This is a genomic window from Bacillus sp. ISL-34 (assembly GCF_018613325.1).
Classification (GTDB): domain Bacteria; phylum Bacillota; class Bacilli; order Bacillales; family DSM-1321; genus Peribacillus.
The window spans coordinates 24,816-44,732 of the sequence record NZ_JAGGQJ010000033.1 but is presented as its reverse complement, the minus strand read 5'-3'; the positions used below and the strand labels follow the sequence as shown (position 1 = coordinate 44,732).

The following is a 19,917-nucleotide window of genomic DNA, read 5'->3' as shown; positions in this document are numbered from 1 at the left end:
TATATTCATGGCTAAATTTACTATTGTGGATAAAGAAACATGCATAGCTTGTGGAGCTTGCGGAGCAGCGGCACCAGATATATATGATTACGATGACGAAGGGATTGCATTTGTTACCCTTGACGATAACGAGGGAATCGTTGAAATTCCTGATGTACTTATAGATGACATGATGGATGCATTTGAAGGATGCCCAACGGATTCTATTAAAGTTGCTGACGAGGCATTTGACGGAGATGCACTTAAATTCGAATAACGTACAAGCCATTTTCAATCGAAAATGGCTTTTCTTTTGTCCATCTTCCCACAATTAAACAGGCATAAAAAACAACCGAATAAAGATATCCGGTTGTTTTTTTATTTTATCGTCAATGCCATTAAGCATTTTTATATAATGTTTGCTTATTGATCCATGTCTGTAATTTAATGAACAGCAACATGAATACAGATGTAATGAGTACTCCTTTAATCACATTGAAAGGCAAGATTGCCGTCGTAACGAACTTTCTTGACTCGGGAGCCGACATTGCATCCCATCCCATAAAGAAGGTATAAGCCGGTAAAAAGACATAATAGTTTAAAACACTCATGAATACCGCCATGGAAACTGTCCCAGCAAGTAAAGCGAACGTCATCCCTTTTTTTGAATTGATTTTCTGAAATACATAATAAGTCGGCAAGACAAACAGTATTCCGGCTATAAAGTTAGCGATATGCCCAACAGGTACAGCTGTCAAGGTCCCTGTCATGACTAAATCCAATAGGTTCTTAATGAACTCGACTAGAATTCCAGCCATCGGACCGAAAATCAATGCCGCCATCAGTGCTGGTATGTCGCTAAAATCAACATTGAGAAAAGGCGGGAATCCCGGAAACGGGAAATTTAAAAGCATCAATAAATAAGAAATGCTTCCCATCATGGCAAGAGTGACCGTTTTTTTCACTTTGTTCTTTTTCATAGTTCTCTCTCCTTCTTTTCCGATCTACCTGAAAAAGAGGTTAGGGTTCCAAAATATGTTGATGCTCAATAAAAAAACCTTCAATTCCAATAGAATTAAAGGGATAAATTAAAGGTTACATCAAACAAACGTTTCAGCAAATAACTGTTGAAACGCACTCAGGAACCTCCATCTTCTCCCATCCAGACTATACTGTCGGCTTTGGAATCGCACCAAATCCTGCCTTGTAAGGCTCGCGGGCTTAGAAGAAGAAATTCCTTCATCACCGCCGGTGGGGAATTGCGCCCCGCCCCGAAGATAGATCTATAAAATTTTTTATACCTCACATTATATCGGAATTTCCTTTTTTTTGATAGCATTTTTTCTCAGTTGATTCATTTAGGATCATTATCGATCGTCATAGTGAATGGTTTAAAACGAATGGCAACTGATAATTCGAAATAATGAAAATTATTTTTATAATATTCAATCCTAGACGAAGCCATTTATATCGCGACATTAAACAGATGTACAGATGATAACCATTCCATTAAGCGCTTACATCCAGATAAGCCAAATTGACATATTCAGCATTTCAATTGTAAAATTAACTGAAATTTAAGATAATTTTTTCCCTAGGAAGGTGTTTAGACGTGTATCGGATTTTAGTAGCAGACGCCATTAAACCAGAAGGACTCGGACCGCTTTCAGAGGCATCCAATATTCATCTCATTCAGAAGACCGTAGAGGAAGCTGCAAACGAACTTGATCAAATTGATGCAATTCTTGTAAGAAGTGCAACGAAGGTTTCGGAAGATTTAATGAACCGTATGCCGCAGCTAAAAATTATAGCACGCGCTGGTGTCGGTGTTGATAACATAGACATCCCTGCGGCGACAAAACGCGGGATTGTCGTGGTTAATGCACCTGACGGCAACACCATTTCAACAGCTGAACATACATTCGCCATGATGGCTTCATTAATGCGCCACATTCCGCAAGCTTATGCTTCACTGAAGAATGGGGAGTGGAAACGTTCTTCATATACGGGTACCGAACTGCGCGGTAAAACATTAGGTATAGTTGGCTTTGGACGTATCGGAGGGGAAATTGCCAAACGCGCTAAAGTATTTGGCATGGATGTCATTGTCTATGATCCGTTCCTGACTGTCGATCGTGCAAAGAAAATGTCCGTAACTGCCCTGCCGTTAGATGAATTGCTTCCTAAAGCAGACATCATTACTGTTCATACACCACTTACGAATGAAACTAGAGGATTAATCAATAAAGAAAAACTGCTTACCTGTAAAAAAGGGGTTTATGTACTGAACTGCGCCCGTGGTGGAATTCTGGACGAAGATGATTTATATGAAATGTTAGTTCAAGGACATGTTGCAGGGGCGGCACTGGACGTTTTTGTCGAAGAACCTCCACTTGGCCATAAACTGCTTGAACTGGATAGCGTCATTGCTACACCGCATCTAGGTGCTTCCACTAAAGAAGCCCAATTAAATGTTGCCGTACAGGTTGCCCAAGAAGTATTGACCTATTTCGAAGGAAATCCAGTCTCAAGTTCGATCAACCTTCCAGCCATATCTAAAGAAGTGTTTGAAAAGGTACAGCCATTCTATCAACTTGTTCAGCAAATGGGATCCATTGCTTCTCAGTGCATGAATGAAGGAATTCAGGAAATCTCCGTTACGTATGCAGGAGAATCATTGGATTTCGATACAGCGATTCTTACAAAAAGTCTAATTTCCGGCTTTTTCAGATCAAGAGTTGATGCATCAGTAAATGAAGTGAATGCCTTGTTGATCGCAAAAGAGCGTGGCATAACCGTTGGTGAAAAAATCTCTACGGACTCTTTAGGTTACTCGAATTTGATCAGCCTTAAAGTAAAAGGTGACCACCGTGAATTAACAATCAGTGGGACCTATATCGAAAATTACGGTTCTCGAATTGTAAGTTTGAATGGTTTCAAAATCGACTTTCATCCAGAACCGAATTTACTTTATATCCAGCATACCGATAAACCTGGTGTAATCGGTAACGTAGGTAAGGTCCTTGGTGATCACGGGGTGAATATCGCCACCATGCAGGTTGGCCGAAAAGAAGCTGGCGGGGAAGCCATCATGGTTTTGAGCTTTGATTTACCATTGGAAGATAACATGAAACAATTTTTAATGGAAACAGAAGAAATTACATTCATGGCCCGTATTTCATTATAAGAAAAAAAGTGCCCGTCAGCGCGGGCACTTTTTCTGTGAATGCAAGGGGCTTTTGCCAACCATAGACAGGGTGTTTATAAAGCACCATCATATGGAAAACCTCCCCATTAATTTAATCTTGGCTCGCTGCATCAATTCACTTGGTTCGGTGCTTTGGGCACCAATATGTCTTCAGTTAAATTCAGCTGGCCTACCTCTTCAATTGGAGCATTTTCAAATTTCACTTTTTCAAAACCAAAATCCTTAGCTATGAAGAGTATGGCTTCCAAAGCTTCAAGGGATTCCTCACTATTTTCAATAGCAGCTTGATCTGATAATTGAATGATCACAAGATCTCCATTAGAGCTTATCCTTTCCCATTTCAGGTCATGCGGGATTGCAGGTGAAATTCCCTCGATGTCTGCCTCCCCTTTTCCAGCTTGCAGCGCCTCCTCAAAGTCCTGATATCCCATATTGCTTGGAACAAGAAACCTTGGGGAGGACTCATCCTTTTGGTAAAGCAGGTATGTGCGATTTTTTTGATGAGGTATATCCACCTCCTTTAAATATCCCGCATGCGCAAACATGGCACCTTGCTTGCCACCTGTAGAAAATGTCATTTTCTCTATATTATTATAGGAAAGCGTTTCCTCCATCGAATGGAGAAAAAGTGTATCTTCATCCAATAGTTGGCTATTTTCTTGAAAATCAATATGAGCAGTGGCCGTATCTTTTCCTTGGCTAATCTTTATATCAAGTGGAAAATAGTCAGATAGCCCATATTTCTCTTCATTGATATCGGACATTTGATTAACTAACTGTTTCAGTGTATCACTTTGGTCATGATTTTTGAGTTTGATTGAAATGGGAACAATGAAATTCATTTGATTATCTGGGATACCCATCGTAATGATCGATGCATTATTATGGTCATCTTGATAGATCGCTTGTGCAAAGTTTTTTTCCTTTTTCCCTTTTCCGGGTTCAATTTCTGAAACCTCGTCTTTAGATTCGATTTTTGCTTGCTTACTCGAAAACTCTTGATAATCCTGTTCATCTTCTGAAGGATTTGCTTTGTTGCTTGCATCCTGCCGTTCAAGATCTGCCGTTTCATTATTTTCAGATAGAGATAATTTCCCACTACTGCCGCTGCCCTCTTGACTTGTCGTTCCTTTTTTTTCAATAATTAATGATGATGCCAAAACAACCATCAAGAATAAGGAGGCAACACCCGCAATTAGAGGTATCCAGTGTTTCTTTCTCTTTTTATCATGTATTCTCGCATACACCTCTGCCTTGCTTCGGTCATCTTTTAATTTTGGAAGCTCGCGTAGCATGTCTTCAATTTCGCTTTCTTTCCAACGGGATCTTCTCAATGCGGTGGCCCTCCTTTCCTGATAAATCTTCCATCAACTTTTTAATAGCCTTCAAAGCACGGTGCTGGGTCGTTTTCACCTTACTTTCACTCCAATTCAATACTTCAGCAGTTTCCGTAATGGACAATCCCTGAATATATCGTAAAATGATGACGGATCTTTGATTCGTGGTACACCGGTTTAAGCATTGATAAATATCTTGGATTTCATCGTTCAGGATAGCCACTTCCTCGGGAATGGGTTCTTTATCTTTTATCAATTGCCTATCCCAATCAAAGTTAGGAAAGATTTTGTCTTTCCACCCTTTTTGTTTCCGAAAGTAATCAATCGTCACATTTCTAGCAATTGAATACATCCACGTTTTTTCACTGCTTTTTCCTTCGAAGCGTTCATAGGCCTTCATCACCCGGATATAGACCTCCTGAACAAGGTCCTCAGCCGTTTCTCGATTTTTAGTCATATAAAAAATGAATTGATAAATTTCCTGATGATATTTTTCATAAAGATCGTGGAAAACGGAATCCATCATTTCCCCACATCCGTTCATAAATTTAGTCGTCAATCCTAAATAAAAGTTACATACTTCGGCTTTTATCTTATTATAAAATTCCGTTATTTTCTACATATTCGGGACTTATCTTGTATCCTAAAAAAAAACAAAGACAAGTTGGAAAGAAATCCAATTGCCTTTGTCTTCTCAGTTCCTTATGAAACAAGATTTTTTGGCAAGCCACCCGTCATTCATTCAGCATTTTCCATAATTCGAGGCAGGATAAAACTGAACGTCGTCCCTTTATTAGGTAAACTGTTTACCGAAATGAAGCCATCATGGGCATTGATTATATTTTTTACGATTGCCAAACCCAATCCGGTACCCGAACGCCCGCGGGTCCTTGCTTTATCCGCTTTATAAAACCTCTCGAATACAAAAGGTAAATCTTCTTCGGGAATTCCAGATCCAGAGTCCCTCACATCAATGATCAGACCCCTTCGATCACTAGTCCTCTGAATGACATCAATATTACCTCCTGGAGGAGTATGACGAATCGCATTATCAATTAAATTGGTCAAAACCTGTTCAATACGGTCCGGATCGAAATGCCATTGAATTTGATCGTCTTCAAGACTGGCTGATATTGTGATCCCTTTTTCTTTAGCTAGCCCGGAAAACTTACTTGTAATCCTCTTTAAATAAGGAGAAATAGGTACACATTCATAACTAAGGTTCATTTTACCCGATTCCAATTTAGCTAGATCGAGGAGATCATTGACTAAACGTCCCATTCTCAAAGACTCATCATAGATGATGCGGGCCATTTCCACCTTTTCCTCTTCACTGCTCGCAATGTCATCTACAATCGCTTCACTATATCCCTGCAACATTGAAATCGGCGTTCTTAACTCATGGGAGACATTTGCTATGAAATCAGTCCTAAGTTTGTCCATACGTCTTTCATCACTCATATCCCGTATGATGGCCACCGCTCCCCGAATATTGTCGGCATTTGTATATAGCGGACTGACAATCAATCCCCAATCACGTCCCTGCAAGGTAATTTCACCGACTTGCTCCTTATCGAAGGACTCTGAATCATCAAAAAGATTCATCAAAACCAAGGGGACATTCACATTATCTTCCCGATTATAGCCCTTTTCAAAGTACCAGGATTGCAGAAACCTTTCCGCTGGCGGATTCGTTTCAAGAATTGTGCCATCTTTATTGAAGGTAATGACCCCATCTGCCATACTGCTAAGAATGCTTGAGAGATGTTCCTTTTCCTGACTAAGTGCATTCATATTGAATTTCAGCTGCTTCCTCATCTGATTAAACGCTATTGCCAGCTCACCGATTTCATCTTGAGTCAGAATTGGAACCTTTGTATCAAATTTCCCCCGGGCAATCGCTAAAGCGGCTTCCCTCATCTTCACCAATGGGGCATTGATTCTTGTGGATAAAAAGAAAGCAAAAATCGTTGTCAAAATAATGGCGATGCCTGCTGCCAATAAAATGAACTGTGTTGTGGATTTTGTGGTTTCTTCCATGGACTCCAACGATTGAAATAGGAAAACTTCATCCTGTTCCCCATTCAATTCAAGTGGGATGCCTACTACGATTGCGGACAATTCCTCGTTACCCGCCTCATCGGATAGCGCCATTTCCTTTTTCACAGTCTTTCTTTCCGTAAAAACCTTGAGTAATTCGGAATCATTTTTAATGAGTTCCGGCGTAATTTCGAACTCATTATCTCCTCCGATGGAGGAGAATATCATTTTGTCATCATTAAGAATGATCATTTTCACTTCGTTGCCTATCAGTTCCGAAGCTATTTGTAAAACCTCATTGCTGGATCCCTGATGTTCATTGGTTACCTTAATGATTTGTTCAGCAGTTTTGGTTAAATTATTTTCAATATTTTCAATTTGGAAATTCTCAAAGAATTCGACAAGCAAAACGGTTAAAACGATTAATACAAACGACACGAGCAATAGGATCGTTGCCCATAGCTTCCCTACAACACTGCCCCATAGCATCAGTCATTAACGACTTCGAACTTGTAACCTACACCCCAAACGGTGACAATCATCTTGGCTGCGTTTTCGGATATGCGGTTTAATTTTTCACGTAAGCGTTTAACATGCGTGTCTACAGTTCGAAGATCTCCAAAAAATTCATAGTGCCATACTTCTTTTAACAATTGCTCCCGATCGAAAACCTTATCCGGGGATTTCGCCAAGAAATATAATAATTCATATTCTTTTGGTGTTAATGAAACCTCTTTGTTATCAGCAAGTACACGGTGGGCATCATTATCAATGGTTAGATGTGAGAAGACGATCACATCTTTTGCCGTCGTTTCCGCCTGCATGTAACTTGTGCTTGAAGAGCGACGTAATAAAGCCTTAACCCTTAACACGACTTCACGGGGGCTGAAAGGCTTTACGATATAATCATCGGTACCCACTTCGAACCCTTGAACGCGGTTCACTTCTTCCCCTTTAGCAGTCAGCATGATAATCGGTGTCGTCTTCTTTTCCCTTAATTCACGGCAAACTTCGATTCCATCTTTACCAGGCATCATAATATCCAATAAAATTAAATCATAATCATTTTCAAGGGCTTTTGTTAAAGCCACATCTCCATTTTCAGCTTCATCGATTATGTATTCTTCTCTTTCCAAATACATCTTTAGCAGCCGGCGGATTCTTTCCTCATCATCCACCACGAGAATTTTAATTGCATTATACATTATGTAATCAGCCTCCTATCATATATTCTACAAAATGAAAACTTCCATGACTAATACTTTTTCCTCACAAAGTACGATAAAGAGCGTATTTCGCATGGCTTCCATGAACCTTTCACCATTTTGTCACAAAACAGACTTCGGCCGCTCACTAAGAATCCATAAATTCTATTTCAGGAAAGAAAGATTGTTATTAAAGGGAGTGACGGAAAAAGGGATCATTCTCTAGAAAAATCGATAATCGAACTCCTCGACGTTTCTATTAAAAGACCCCCTTCTTCTAAATATTACAATACAGAATCAAGCATATGAATGCAAACCGGCAATAACAAGATTAACGAATATCAAGTTAAACATTATGATGGCAAAACCGATGACGGCAAGCCAGGCTGATTTTTCCCCTTGCCACCCCTTTGACATGCGCAGATGCAAGAAAGCCGCATAAAACAACCAAGTAACCAATGCCCAGACCTCTTTCGGATCCCAGCCCCAGAATCGTGTCCAGGCCACTTGAGCCCAAATCATTGCAAAAATGAGAGCACCGAGTGTAAAGATCGGAAAACCGATAAGGACCGAACGATAACTAATCTCGTCCAATAAATTCAAATTCACATTTTTAACGATCGGTTTAATCAATGCTGCCACTCTTTTGCGAGCAATCAACCTTATTAAACCATACAGGACGAGTCCCGCACCGATTGACCAAAGTACAGTATTCAGTTTCTTGGCATTGATCAGTGCAGGCATGTCCACCAGTGGTTCAAACCGATCCGTCTCGATGAGTTTCCCTTCATTGGGACCTACCAATGCCGGTAGGTTGAATTCCTGTTTGACCTCGGCACCATGTTTATCGACCCAATCAAAATTCGCCTTATAATCCATGGCAGCAAAAGAAGAAGTGATGATGACGAAACCGATGGTGCAGACCAATGTGAACATGATGGCTTCAAGCCAGAACGTTCTTTTGCTTGATTGTGTCTGATCGACGAATTTGATTAAATAAATGATGGCAGTAACGAAACTTATGGCAAGGATTGACTGTCCTGCCGCTGCAGTCGTTACATGAATATGAAGCCAATCGCTCTGCAGAGCAGGGATGAGTGGCGAAATCTCTGTAGGGAACATACTTGCATATGCGATTATCAATAACGCAATCGGTAAAGCAAATAGCCCAAGTGCAGGTGTTTTATAAAGAAAATAAATTAATATGAAAGCACCGACCAGCATCATTCCGAAAAAGGTCGTAAATTCAAACAGATTACTTACGGGGGCATGACCGGCAGCAATCCATCTGGTGATGAAATACCCAATTTGCGCTATAAATCCGATAATGGTAATGAAAATGCCCAGTTTAGCCCATTTGTTTTGTTTCTTTTCCTCCGCCCCGCGTTTATCCTTGATCGATCCCCCAAATAAAAAGGTAGCGATCAGATATAATAAGAAAGCGGCATATAAAAAGTTACTGCTTAATTCAGCCATTTAAAACTTCCCCCTTACTAGAAGATTTCTCCTCTTCAAGTTGATCCATTGGTTCGGAAAGTGATGTTGATTCAATCGCTTGTTTTATATCTCTTTTAATGCCGTGCCAGTTTTTGTTTGTATGGCCGGCCATTAATATCTCATCATCTTTCCTCTTAATCCATATACGCCGGTGATTCCAATAAGACCCTTGGACAACGCCGATCATGAAAATGATTCCACCCGTGAATAGGATCCAAAGCGTTAAATCCTTCCTGACGGTCAAGGCCGTGACATCTTGGGTTTCTACACCATTAAAAGCCATTTTATAAGTGTTTTCCCCTAAAGGCTCCACAGTCTCCTTAATCGCCACGAAACTGACTTCACCCTCTGGCTTATCCGGAGTATGCATTTTAAAGATAAATGCTGGATTATTCGGAATCTTCGATATCGTTCTAGGTTCGCCTTTTTCATCGAACTCGAAATCGGGGAAGTAACTGATCAAGTCAACGGAATATCCTTCTTTCAACTCATATTTCTTTTGAGGATTATTCAAATCAACCTTTAAGCTGCCATATTCCTCTTCGGTTTTTTTATTTATCAATTTAAAAGCCATCGTACTGAGCTCATCCAGTTTATAGTCTACTTGGTAGAGAGCATAATGATCATGTTTCAGAGGTTCATTGACTTTGATTTTATAATCTTTAAGCTTATCAAGGTCCACTTTTTCCCCTGGTAAGGTTTCTCCCTTGCGCTCATAGAGCGTAACATCGGATTGATAGGTCTTTGCGATTGTACCGGTTTTATCAATTGCAGCACTGTACTGTTCATCTTCTTCATTCTCTTTGTCATACACCTCTAAGGTGAATTCATTATTCTGGAGGTAGTATTCACCATTTGTACCCGGGATTTCTTTTCTCTCGCCTTCACGCAGCCAAAGTACTTTGTCGATATACATCCCAGGGACGGAACGCAATAATGCTCCAATTAAGAAAATGATAAGTCCAATATGATTTACATAGGGTCCCCAACGTGAAAAACGACCCTTTTCGGCAAGTATATGACCGTTTTCCTCTCGTATATGATAACGCTGCCTTTTTAGTCTATCCTTTACTTCTTCAAGGTTTATATCTTGGTCTTCAAGCTTTGTCACCCCATAAACCCGCTGACGTTTCATGAAACCGTCATGACGTGTGACCCCTTGTTTTTTTAACGATCGATACAATGGAAAGAACCGGTCGATACTGGCAATCAATAGTGATATGCCCAGCATGCCTATGATGATCAAATACCACCATGAACTATACAAGTTATGAAACCCGAGTTCATAATACACCATTCCGAACCAGCCGTATTCCAATTCATAATGCTCTGCAGGCGTCGCGGTTGAAGGGATGTACATTTCCTGAGGTAAGATCGTCCCGATAGCTGAAGCGATCAAGGCAATGACAATGAGCGTCACCCCGACCTTAACGGAAGAAAAGAAGTTCCATATTTTATCGATGATCGTTTTTTTATAGGTTTGTGAACGCCTGGCACTTCCTTCATATCTCATATCAATAAGCTTGTTTTCTTTTTCGTTATCAAGCACCATCCCGCATTTCCCACAAATGTTTGTGCCAAACGGATTTACATGACCACAATCGCATTTTACTTCTTTCATGTCAAAAACTCCCCAATATTATGGTTTAATTCTCTCCATATGCTTTTGGATGCTCTCTTCTGTCAAAGCTCCGGTGATGATATCTATCACTTTCCCCTCTTTATCAACCAAAAAGGAGACAGGCAATATATCCACTCGATAAGCATTTTCCACTTCCCTACCTTTATCGATCATGACAGGAAAGGTAAGGTCATGCTTGGTAATGAAATTATTGACAGCATAGTCAGATTCCCCGACATTAACCGCCAATATCTCAACGCCCTGGTCTTTAAAGTTTTTATATTGATTTTCCATATAAGGCATTTCATATTCACACGGCTTGCAATATGTACCCCAAAAGTTCAGGAAGACGCCTTTTCCCTTGTAATCGGAAAGTTTATGCTCTTTGCCTTCCATATCAGTCAAGACAAAATTGGGTGCTTCGGATCCTTTTCTCAGACTTTCATTCTTATCTTTAGTGAAGTTCGTGTAAAGGGCAAACACTAAAGCTGCACCTAAAAGCAGGAGAATGATGGTTCTGCTAATTAGGCGTCGCTTCTTTTTATCCATAGAGATCCTCCTAAGGCTACACTAAATTTAACCATACCATTATACCATTTAACGCCATGTCCTTTTTATTTACATTTCTGAAGGTTTTGTGACATTCTTTCCCGATTCATGAAGGAAAAGGTATTTACAGGTTGTTTTCCACCACCCATTCTTCCAGGGAAGAATGGGGTAGTGGTTTCAACCTATCAATACAGAAAAATTCTTTCTTACATTCTCCGCTGTTTAGGCTCGGTCGTTGCTAAAGTCCGCATTAATTTAACTTCATGTGGAGTCAGCTCCCGGGAATCTCCTGCTGTTAAACCGTCCAAGGTCAAGAAACCATATTGTTCCCTCTTCAATTTAATGACGGGATGGCCAATTGCTTCGAACATCCGGCGGACTTGCCTGTTCCTGCCTTCATGTATTGTGATTTCAACTATGGCCGTTTCCTTTTTCTTATCGGTAGACAATACCCTTGTCTTGGCTGGAGCAGTTTTGCCATCCTCCAACTTGATACCTTTATCCAGCTTTTTCAAGCTTTCACGCAAAGGCATCCCTTTCACTTTTGCCACATACACTTTATCCACTTCATGCTTCGGATGCATTAACGTGTTTGCAAATTCTCCGTCATTCGTTAAAATCAACAAGCCCGAAGTATCGTAATCCAAGCGGCCAACTGGATAAATCCGTTCATTGATGTAAGGGAAAAAGTCCGTTACGACTTTTCTGTTCTTATCATCAGAAACTGCCGAAATGACGCCGCGCGGTTTATAGAATAGGAAATAAACCGGGGCTTCTTTTTCAAGCGGGACTTCATTAACCTCAACCTTATCATTAGGCCCCACCTTCACTCCTAATTCCTTCACTACTTTGCCGTTCACTTTTACCTTACCTTCTAAAATCAACTCTTCTGCTTTCCGGCGGGAAGCCAGTCCAGCATGTGCTATCACCTTTTGTAATCGTTCCATCTATTTTCACCCCATAGTATAATCATTCGTTTGTTATTGTCTATACATACACAATCATACAATTATTACATATAGAGAGGCAAAAACAAAAGGTTTTTCGCGATTAAGAGCTTTTCTTTTATTATTACACCAATAATGGGACGGTTAAATGGGTTGGTTTCCATAATGAGTGTAACATAGCTTATTTTTCCATACAAAAAAATGTTTCTTTTGATGAAAGTTTGAATCCACCTTAATAATTGGAGGGTTAAGTTTAAGAAAAAAGACAAAAAAAAGAAATGGATTCGTCCATTTCCCTAACTTTAATTCATTCCGAAAACCAGTGTGACGACGATAACGGCAGCTATGATTCCGATCAAGTCTGCCAAAAGACCGACCTTAAGGGCATCACCCATTTTTTTGATCCCGACCGCTCCAAAATAAACGGTCAATACATAGAAGGTGGTATCTGTACTTCCCTGAATCGTGGCAGCCAAGCGCCCGACAAAGGAATCCGGTCCATAAACCGATATCAGGTCGCTGGTGATTCCTAAAGCGGCTGTTCCGGATATTGGTCTAATAATCGCAAGGGGTAAAACCTCAGACGGAAAATGAAGAAAGGATAGCAAGGGGTGCAGTGATTGTACAATGAAATCCAAGGCCCCTGATGCCCTAAATACTGAAATCGCCACAAGCATCCCTACCAGGAAAGGGATGAGGGAAAAGGACATGCTGATTCCTTCTTTCCCCCCCTCAACGAAGGTCTCATAGGTGGGAACTCTCTTCAATGTGCCGTACAATAATATACAGAGGATCAAAATCGGTATCATCCAAATTGAAATGGTGGTCATCCAGTGCAACATCCTATTCCCTCCCGTTCCTCTTTCTCCTGTAATAAAAATATCGATCTATTGCGATTCCTCCGACGGCAGAAATGGCCGTTGCTATTATGGTCGGAAAAACGATGTCCGTCGGGGAGTGGGCATCGTAATTCATGCGGATCGCAATGACAGTAGTTGGAATCAGCGTTACACTTGAGGTATTGATTGCTAAAAAAGTGACCATCGAACGGCTGACTGTTGCTTTTCCTCCATTTAGTTTCTTTAGCTGTTCCATGGCTTTTATTCCAAGAGGCGTAGCTGCATTTCCCAATCCGAATGTGTTTGCCATCATATTGGAAAGTATATACCCCATAGCGGGATGATTAGGAGGCACTTCAGGGAACAGCCATCTCATGAATGGCTTGAACAAGTTGGATAGTTTATCCAACAGCCCCGATTCCTCCGCTATTTTCATCAAACCCAGCCAAAAGACAAGTATGCTCATCAATCCCAGACAAAGGGTGACCGCTTCCTTTGCGCTGACGAAAAGAGCTTCATTCACCTGATCCATCGTCCCATTGATCATGCCAAAGACAATACCTATCACAAACATACCGACCCAAATGTAATTAACCATTGCGTCCGATTCCCAATACCGCTTCAAATACCTCAGCCCATGAAGATTGGAATGATTGTTGCTTGAAGCTTTCTTTTGATTCCCCATAAAAAATCGAACGAGTACCTATTTTCTTTCCATCGAGATAGATGGATGCTCTGCCGACCACATCCGGGATTTTCCTTTTATCTTTCCAAGCCTTCTGGGGCTTCAACAATTTCATTTTCACATTGACCAATTTTCTCTCTTCTTTTGTCAGTGGGTACGAAAAATCATTTTTAATGTAAACATGCCCTTCATATATTTTATTTTCCATATTTTTTACCATGCCTTCGGGTAAAATTTCTGTCGGCTTATAATCCTTAAAGGCGGATTCGTACATTTGAATATGATCATTCCAATCATCCGGACCATTCAATGTCACAGCAATCAGGTCATGCTCGTTTTTTGTTGCCGTCGTGACCAAGGTACGTTTTGCTAGTTTGGTATACCCTGTTTTCCCCCCTGTGCAATACTCATATAATTGTGTAAGTAAGCGATTTTTGTTCTTCCATACATAATCCCATTGCTCTGTGGAATTAGGTGCCCTGTGTTCCTTTGTGCCGGCAATCTTTGCATACGTTTCATTTTGCATGGCATAACGAGTGAGTATGGCCATATCATATGCAGTTGAATAATGGTTCTTCGTATTATCCAAACCATGTGGATTTGAAAAATGGGTATTTTTCATCCCGATTTCTTCCGCCTTTTGATTCATCATCCAGACGAATCCATCCAGGCTTCCGCCAACCTTTTCGCTGATGGCAACTGCTGCATCATTACCTGAACGAAGCATCAAGCCATAAACCAAATCTTCGAGCTTAATTTTTTCTCCTTCTTTTAAATAAAGGGAAGAGCCCTCCGTCCCGAAGGCATTGCTGCTTACCTTCACTGTCTCATCCATTTGTCCCGATTCGATGGCCAAGATAGCCGTCATTATTTTCGTAATGCTTGCTATGCGATTCTTTTCATGAGCATTCACTTCATAAATGACCCTTCCGCTATCCTCATCCATCAAAATCGCGCTATGGGCACTTACGGATACATTTGCATTGGCGCTTTGTATAGGTGCCATAAAAGACAACAGGAGAATGACGATACACAAACTTGATAACCCTTTATATGGAAAACGCATGAGTGCCCCCTCGTCTCTTTACTTGTTTTTGTACAAGTTTATGCAAAGGGACAAGGGTTATGAATAAAAGAATGTAATCCTTCATGATATCTATTGATTTCATGTGGTGATTTCCCATAAAAAAAAATCGATAGGGGCCCCTATCGATTTAGTGTTCTATCATACTAATAATGCAGCGATTTCATCAATTTTCTTAGCTCCGAATACGACTTCTTCATCATTGATGATCATGGCCGGCACGCTCATGACTTTATATTTCTTCTTGATTTCCTGGAAATTGCTTATATCGACCATTTCAGCTTCAACGTTAGGGTTTTCAATCGCAATACGCTGTGCACCCACTACAACGTCTGGACAGTAGTGACATGCCAATGAAACCATAACCTTAATGTTCGCTTTTTTACTGATTCCCTTAATTGAATTCAATACGGCTGAATCCAATGCTTGACCAGGTCCGGCCAAGTTATAAATAGCCAAAATGAAGGAATTCAACTCATGGCCGCCTGGTACACCGTGGTATTTGACGCCACTGTATTCACCATTCGAATTTAAGAGGGAAACGACAGGGAACTTATCTGCATTGATTTTTTCTTCAATTTCCGGACTTTCCCCCTTGTTGTATAACTCAAGATGCAGCTTGTCTCCTAATTCCGCAACATCCAACAAGAAGTCTCGCAATTCGACTGATTTTGGCAGACTTTCATCGACGATGGACACCAATGTTACTTCGCTCTCCATCTTGCCGAAGATTCCCTTTAATTGGCCACGTAACGCATCACTTAATAAAGCGCTCTTGCCTGCTGGGACAGCGGCCTGTTCTTTTTTCGCCGGTTTTTCAACTTCAGGTTCATCTTTGATTCCTAGGCGATCTTTTTCTTCTTCAATATATTTACCGGCATCCGTTGCTGCAATCGCTCCATCAGATACAGCTGTGATAATCTGGCGCAAGGATTTTGGCCTTAGGTCGCCCGCTGCATAGACACCTTTCACATTAGTCTTCATATCATCATCGGTTAAAATGTAACCAGCATCATCCATTTCGATATGGCCCTTGAAAATTTCTGTTTTCGGCTCATAACCTATGAAAACGAAAACTCCAAACGTACTGTCTTCTTCCTTCGCCTTATATTCAAATTCTTCTTTAGTCGCGTTATTGATGAAACGGGCACTTTGAATCATCCCGTCTCCATATACCCCAAGGATTTCCGTATTGAATTTCACTTCAATCTTATCATTTGCCATTACTTTATCAACAATGGACGGGGCACACGAGAAGTTTGATTCCCGGGCGATGATTGTAACTTTTGTAGCAAAACGAGTCAGGAATATAGCTTCTTCAGCGGCTGCATATCCTGCCCCGATAACGAATACTTCCAACCCTTCAAAGAATTCACCATCACATGTTGAACAATAAGCTACACCGCGGCCAGTAAATTCCTCTTCACCTGGAAATCCTAGTGTTCTTGGAGAAGCACCCGTTGCAATAATGACGGCACGTGCATGGTAGTCCCCGCCAAGGGTTTTAACGACTTTCACCTCACCGGAGAAATCCACGCCCGTTACATCAGCTTTGGCGAATTCAACGCCAAAATCTTCGTTTTGAAGCTTCATTTCTTCAACTAACCTAGGGCCCGATATATGACGGATACCAGGATAATTGGCTATTTCCGACGTAGTTGCAGCTTGTCCGCCGCCAGTTCCTTTTTCAAGAATTATTGTCTTTAACTTAGCTCTTCCTGCATAAACGCCGGCTGAGAGGCCTGCAGGTCCGCCACCAATGATTAATAAATCATATATTTTTTTCATCTTTTGTGCTCCTTGCTGAATGATAATTCGTGCTAAACTGATTATTTTGAAAAACAAAAGGCACTTATTTTAGGTAAGTGCCTTTTGTCATAAGTTCTTGTCGGACGATTTGTCCCAGTAATCGTAATCAATGCTGGGTATGTCCATTACCTGTAGAAATGGACCATCCCATTAAAAATTAAAGTTTACCTACAAGGTCTAGGCTTGGTTCAAGAGTAGCTTCACCTGGAGTCCATTTTGCAGGGCAAACTTTATCTCCATGTTCAGCTACGAATTGTGCAGCTTGAACTTTTCTTACAAGTTCTTCAGCATTACGGCCAATTCCTAGGTCATTGATTTCGTATGCTTTAATTTGTCCTTCTGGATTTACGATGAAAGTTCCACGTAGAGCCAATCCATCTTCTTCAATCAATACACCGAATTGACGGGATAAAACGTTTGCTGGGTCAGCTAACATTGGATATTGGATTTTACCGATTGTATCAGTAGCATCAGCCCATCCTTTGTGGCTGAAATGAGTATCTGTTGAAACTGAGTAAACTTCACAACCAATTTCCTTGAATGTTTCATAGTTATCTTGAAGATCAGCTAATTCAGTTGGACATACGAAAGAGAAGTCAGCTGGGTAGAAAAAGAATACTGCCCATTTTCCTTTAACATCTTCAAGTGTAACTTCTTTGAATTCTCCTGCATGGTAAGCTTGTACTTTAAAATCTTCAACTTGTTTATTGATCAATGACATAATAAATTCCTCCAATAGCTATTTTTTTTATCTGCTCCTGTTTATAATAATTATTAAATAGAAACTAGTCAATAAATATACCTTAATAATTTTTAAGTTCACAAATTGGTCACAGTTTGTATATTGATATAAATTATTTTTTTAAAAAAAACCCATAGTACTTCAAAGTAGCATAATTAACACATTTCCAATGTTATTTCAAGGATTTAAATAAGACATATGCTCATTATTTCGTGAGATGATATCATCTCCCTTTCAATCTAATTATAATATCCAAATGAGAATCATAAGTCGCTTTCGAATAAAATTTACAGGTACCCCTTTATATCTTTCCCATATTTCCCCTAAAAAATTCTTGATACAAAATTTCTGGCAAAAAAAAACGAACCTTTTCACGGCTCGTGTAATTGTTTCTCCAAAGACTTTCCTATATTTTATCAGTTATTGCTTTTTCCAAATTAGCTTTTTCGCTTCCGTGAACCTTACGGCGATTTTCGGCCAGTTTACAACGTCCCACCATTTGTCCACATAGGCTGCCCGATTATTTTTATATTGCAGGTAATAAGCATGTTCCCAAACATCAAGGACAAGGATTGGGATCGTATCCCACTGGGTCAAAACCATATGCAATTCCGATTGAAGTATTTCTAGCCGCCGCGAACGCGGAACCCAGACTAAAATCGCCCAGCCAACACCTTCCACTTGTTTGGCAGCTTCACTAAAATGACTCTTAAAAGCGGCAAAGCTTCCAAAATCCTTCTCAATCTGTTTAAGTAAATCCCCCCTTGGCTGTCCGCCCCCTCCCGGAATCATCACTTCCCAGAACAGCGTATGGAGATAATGGCCTGACCCATGAAAGGCTGCTTCCTTTTCCCAATGTTTCAACAAGGAAAAATCTTTCGTTTCCCTCGCCTTTTTCATCATCAATTCCGCTTTATTCAGACCATCGACATATGCTTGATGATGCTTATCATGGTGAAGATACATGATTTCCCTTGAAATCGTCGGTTCCAACGCATCATAGGCATAAGGTAACGGCGGTAGTGTATGCTTCCCAATCGGCACTGATTGCCTTTCCTGTATATTGAATTCTCTAGCGAGCTCTTCAATTTCCTCGTAGACCCGAGCCATCTCTTCTTCAATCAGGACCATATCCTCATAATCCATTTCTTCCTCATCCATATCTTTTGTCATCTCGGAAAGCCGTTCAATATTTGACAGCAATGCCGAATCGGTGATATCGATCTTCTCAAGATATTCCATCACTCCATCAACCCAGTCACTGACCTCTTTAGCATAATCTCTTACATCAGACATCTTGCAACCTCCTCTTAGCCTTTATGCACATAAATCATCAAAGTATTTTATGTTTCGATTAAGCGGAGATTCCTTTTATCGATAAAAAAACAGCAAGGCCTATTTAGCCTTGCTGTTTCATTATCTTGACTGCAGCATTTTCGTCCGGTAATCCGTTTCATAAAACTCCAATTCTTCACGCATGGTCTGGAATCCACTTTCCACGGCCTTCAGAATGGATATTATGCTGTCAGGTACACTTTGGTGAAATTTAATCGAGTTTTTTCCTGTATAGGCAGATCTGCTGTCCTCAAACCACCGATCTGATTTTGGGGAAAAGTATTCTTCGATACATTGATGATAAATTCTATAAAGCGTCTTTTCAGCTGCAGCTTTATTGAAAACATCATTTTTCAGAACGATTTGGCAAGCCTCCAAGCCCTCTTCACAGCTTACAAGCATTCTTCTTAAACTGGAAAGGATCCCTTTATAATAGGTTTCATCCCCGCTTTTTTCCTCTTGCAGCTTTGAATAGGTCGTCTCATTTAGAAATTCCTCTAGCTGAGCCACTGTCGTTTCCAAAAAGCCTTTTACATCCTCAAGCTGAGATTTTACCAATGTATTCCCCAACCGTGAACCCTCCTCAAAATGATTAAGATTGAATATAATAGTCAACATGTGATTCTATATCATATGGTTTAGCTTGGTCAATAGATATAAACACTTTCTCCAATTTTTCAAAATCTATATTTTCGAAATAACCAGCCAGCTCTTTTTCTGCATTTATATATATACGTTTTCGGTTAACCAGGCTCGGGTCTTTGAGCAGACAGACCATGGCAATGATATCAGCCATATAAATATCCCTGTTAGGGCTTTTGAATATGGGATTGGCGGGATATGGGGTCCAACTAGTGACCATCTCATCAAAATAGCGAAGATACAGTACATTCAGCGTCTTTTCTTCTCCATCCTTTATGTATTGTATAACGGATCGATTAAAGAAGTCCTCAGGTGAATTTGACTTTTCCTTTTCAAGCCCAAATCCATTGCATGCTACAATTTGCACCCGCAATCCCCCCGCATTCATTTTTTTCTAT

Annotated in this window: 19 protein-coding genes and 1 riboswitch; of the genes, 2 read left to right on the top strand and 17 right to left on the bottom strand. The window is 40.4% G+C overall.

Features of this window, described 5'->3' with window-relative positions; genetic code table 11:
- Nucleotides 1–7: 7 nt before the first annotated feature.
- Nucleotides 8–256: a ferredoxin gene (locus J7E52_RS21365; protein ID WP_034308087.1), complete on the top strand. Its 249-nt coding sequence runs from the start codon at nt 8–10 to the stop codon at nt 254–256.
- Nucleotides 257–377: 121 nt separating this feature from the next.
- Here J7E52_RS21365 and J7E52_RS21360 read toward each other — a convergent pair whose 3' ends face one another.
- Nucleotides 378–959: an ECF transporter S component gene (locus tag J7E52_RS21360; RefSeq protein WP_214750431.1), complete on the bottom strand. Its 582-nt coding sequence runs from the start codon at nt 957–959 to the stop codon at nt 378–380.
- A gap of 166 nt (nt 960–1,125) precedes the next feature.
- Nucleotides 1,126–1,262, bottom strand: a riboswitch (FMN riboswitch).
- A gap of 329 nt (nt 1,263–1,591) precedes the next feature.
- On the opposite strand from J7E52_RS21360, the gene serA reads away from it, so the two are divergent.
- Nucleotides 1,592–3,166: a phosphoglycerate dehydrogenase gene (gene serA, locus J7E52_RS21355; protein WP_214750430.1), complete on the top strand. Its 1,575-nt coding sequence runs from the start codon at nt 1,592–1,594 to the stop codon at nt 3,164–3,166.
- 131 nt (nt 3,167–3,297) lie between these two features.
- On the opposite strand, the gene J7E52_RS21350 is transcribed toward serA, so the two are convergent.
- From J7E52_RS21350 to J7E52_RS21275, 16 genes are all read right to left on the bottom strand, one after another.
- A complete protein-coding gene (locus J7E52_RS21350) occupies nt 3,298–4,521 on the bottom strand; it encodes a hypothetical protein (protein ID WP_214750429.1) in 1,224 nt (407 codons plus the stop codon).
- Nucleotides 4,487–5,047, bottom strand: coding sequence for an RNA polymerase sigma factor SigX (gene sigX / locus J7E52_RS21345; RefSeq protein WP_214750587.1), 561 nt, complete (start codon nt 5,045–5,047; stop codon nt 4,487–4,489). The genes J7E52_RS21350 and sigX overlap by 35 nt, the downstream gene beginning before the upstream one ends.
- A 215-nt stretch (nt 5,048–5,262) precedes the next feature.
- Entirely contained in the window at nt 5,263–7,056 is a 1,794-nt protein-coding gene (locus J7E52_RS21340; RefSeq protein ID WP_214750586.1) for an ATP-binding protein, read from the bottom strand.
- On the bottom strand, nt 7,053–7,769 hold the full coding sequence (locus tag J7E52_RS21335; protein ID WP_214750428.1) for a response regulator: 717 nt from the start codon (nt 7,767–7,769) through the stop codon (nt 7,053–7,055). Before J7E52_RS21335 ends, J7E52_RS21340 begins: the two co-directional genes overlap by 4 nt.
- Before the next feature lie 297 nt (nt 7,770–8,066).
- Nucleotides 8,067–9,245, bottom strand: a complete 1,179-nt coding sequence (gene ccsB, locus J7E52_RS21330; RefSeq protein WP_214750427.1) for a c-type cytochrome biogenesis protein CcsB — start codon at nt 9,243–9,245, stop codon at nt 8,067–8,069.
- Nucleotides 9,238–10,887 carry a cytochrome c biogenesis protein ResB gene (resB, locus tag J7E52_RS21325; protein ID WP_214750426.1) on the bottom strand — a complete coding sequence of 550 codons (1,650 nt, stop codon included), beginning with the start codon at nt 10,885–10,887 and terminating at the stop codon, nt 9,238–9,240. Before resB ends, ccsB begins: the two co-directional genes overlap by 8 nt.
- 18 nt (nt 10,888–10,905) lie before the next feature.
- On the bottom strand, nt 10,906–11,436 hold the full coding sequence (gene resA / locus J7E52_RS21320; RefSeq protein ID WP_053535624.1) for a thiol-disulfide oxidoreductase ResA: 531 nt from the start codon (nt 11,434–11,436) through the stop codon (nt 10,906–10,908).
- A gap of 206 nt (nt 11,437–11,642) precedes the next feature.
- Nucleotides 11,643–12,383, bottom strand: a complete 741-nt coding sequence (gene rluB / locus J7E52_RS21315) for a 23S rRNA pseudouridine(2605) synthase RluB (protein WP_034308106.1) — start codon at nt 12,381–12,383, stop codon at nt 11,643–11,645.
- A gap of 302 nt (nt 12,384–12,685) precedes the next feature.
- Nucleotides 12,686–13,225: a spore maturation protein gene (locus J7E52_RS21310; protein WP_137023788.1), complete on the bottom strand. Its 540-nt coding sequence runs from the start codon at nt 13,223–13,225 to the stop codon at nt 12,686–12,688.
- A 1-nt stretch (nt 13,226) separates the two neighbouring features.
- Nucleotides 13,227–13,820, bottom strand: coding sequence for a nucleoside recognition domain-containing protein (locus J7E52_RS21305; RefSeq protein WP_202315805.1), 594 nt, complete (start codon nt 13,818–13,820; stop codon nt 13,227–13,229).
- Nucleotides 13,813–14,973, bottom strand: a complete 1,161-nt coding sequence (locus J7E52_RS21300; protein WP_214750425.1) for a D-alanyl-D-alanine carboxypeptidase family protein — start codon at nt 14,971–14,973, stop codon at nt 13,813–13,815. Before J7E52_RS21300 ends, J7E52_RS21305 begins: the two co-directional genes overlap by 8 nt.
- A gap of 159 nt (nt 14,974–15,132) precedes the next feature.
- A complete protein-coding gene (locus J7E52_RS21295) occupies nt 15,133–16,779 on the bottom strand; it encodes an FAD-dependent oxidoreductase (RefSeq protein WP_214750424.1) in 1,647 nt (548 codons plus the stop codon).
- 178 nt (nt 16,780–16,957) lie between these two features.
- A complete protein-coding gene (gene ahpC / locus J7E52_RS21290; protein WP_063233159.1) occupies nt 16,958–17,521 on the bottom strand; it encodes an alkyl hydroperoxide reductase subunit C in 564 nt (187 codons plus the stop codon).
- A gap of 441 nt (nt 17,522–17,962) precedes the next feature.
- Nucleotides 17,963–18,838, bottom strand: coding sequence for a superoxide dismutase (locus J7E52_RS21285; RefSeq protein ID WP_214750423.1), 876 nt, complete (start codon nt 18,836–18,838; stop codon nt 17,963–17,965).
- Nucleotides 18,839–18,958: 120 nt separating this feature from the next.
- A complete protein-coding gene (locus J7E52_RS21280) occupies nt 18,959–19,447 on the bottom strand; it encodes a YpuI family protein (protein WP_214750422.1) in 489 nt (162 codons plus the stop codon).
- Between the two features lie 22 nt (nt 19,448–19,469).
- Nucleotides 19,470–19,886: a hypothetical protein gene (locus J7E52_RS21275; RefSeq protein WP_214750421.1), complete on the bottom strand. Its 417-nt coding sequence runs from the start codon at nt 19,884–19,886 to the stop codon at nt 19,470–19,472.
- Nucleotides 19,887–19,917 lie beyond the last annotated feature (31 nt).

Coding starts and splice junctions, on each gene's coding strand:
- J7E52_RS21365 (WP_034308087.1), top strand. CDS start 8: ATGGCTAAATTTACTATTGTGGATAAAGAAACATGCATAGCTTGTGGA.
- J7E52_RS21360 (WP_214750431.1), bottom strand. CDS start 959: ATGAAAAAGAACAAAGTGAAAAAAACGGTCACTCTTGCCATGATGGGA.
- sigX (WP_214750587.1), bottom strand. CDS start 5,047: ATGGATTCCGTTTTCCACGATCTTTATGAAAAATATCATCAGGAAATT.
- J7E52_RS21335 (WP_214750428.1), bottom strand. CDS start 7,769: ATGTATAATGCAATTAAAATTCTCGTGGTGGATGATGAGGAAAGAATC.
- ccsB (WP_214750427.1), bottom strand. CDS start 9,245: ATGGCTGAATTAAGCAGTAACTTTTTATATGCCGCTTTCTTATTATAT.
- resB (WP_214750426.1), bottom strand. CDS start 10,887: ATGAAAGAAGTAAAATGCGATTGTGGTCATGTAAATCCGTTTGGCACA.
- resA (WP_053535624.1), bottom strand. CDS start 11,436: ATGGATAAAAAGAAGCGACGCCTAATTAGCAGAACCATCATTCTCCTG.
- rluB (WP_034308106.1), bottom strand. CDS start 12,383: ATGGAACGATTACAAAAGGTGATAGCACATGCTGGACTGGCTTCCCGC.
- J7E52_RS21310 (WP_137023788.1), bottom strand. CDS start 13,225: ATGTTGCACTGGATGACCACCATTTCAATTTGGATGATACCGATTTTG.
- J7E52_RS21305 (WP_202315805.1), bottom strand. CDS start 13,820: ATGGTTAATTACATTTGGGTCGGTATGTTTGTGATAGGTATTGTCTTT.
- J7E52_RS21300 (WP_214750425.1), bottom strand. CDS start 14,973: ATGCGTTTTCCATATAAAGGGTTATCAAGTTTGTGTATCGTCATTCTC.
- J7E52_RS21295 (WP_214750424.1), bottom strand. CDS start 16,779: ATGAAAAAAATATATGATTTATTAATCATTGGTGGCGGACCTGCAGGC.
- ahpC (WP_063233159.1), bottom strand. CDS start 17,521: ATGTCATTGATCAATAAACAAGTTGAAGATTTTAAAGTACAAGCTTAC.
- J7E52_RS21285 (WP_214750423.1), bottom strand. CDS start 18,838: ATGTCTGATGTAAGAGATTATGCTAAAGAGGTCAGTGACTGGGTTGAT.